Annotated in this window: 1 protein-coding gene; it reads right to left on the bottom strand. The window is 57.1% G+C overall.

The features are described 5' to 3' along the window. Positions 1 to 259, bottom strand: a 259-nt coding sequence (locus I6E40_RS10850; protein ID WP_235387298.1) for a DUF3874 domain-containing protein, incomplete at both ends; no start/stop codon positions are given.

The following is a 259-nucleotide window of genomic DNA, read 5'->3' as shown; positions in this document are numbered from 1 at the left end:
TGCAGCGCACGCGGGGATTCGCGCTTCAAGGTCTCGAAGATTTCGGTGGCGGACAGCCATTGCGTAGCCTCCGTGCCTTCCCCCATCATGAACGACTTGTGGAACGCTTCCGCCAACGGGGACTGGCGATAGAAGGTGCGGTTATGTTCTTCAATCTCAGCCTCTTCCTCTTTGGAGAAGAAGGTTGGCTGACCCGCTGCCAACTCTGCCATGACCTGTGCATAGAGTTGGTCGTGGTCTATCGCCTCGCGACTAATCG

Source organism: Prevotellamassilia timonensis (assembly GCF_021531665.1).
Classification (GTDB): domain Bacteria; phylum Bacteroidota; class Bacteroidia; order Bacteroidales; family Bacteroidaceae; genus Alloprevotella.
The sequence above is the reverse complement of the archived record's forward strand: the minus strand, read 5'-3'. Positions and strand labels throughout refer to the sequence as shown.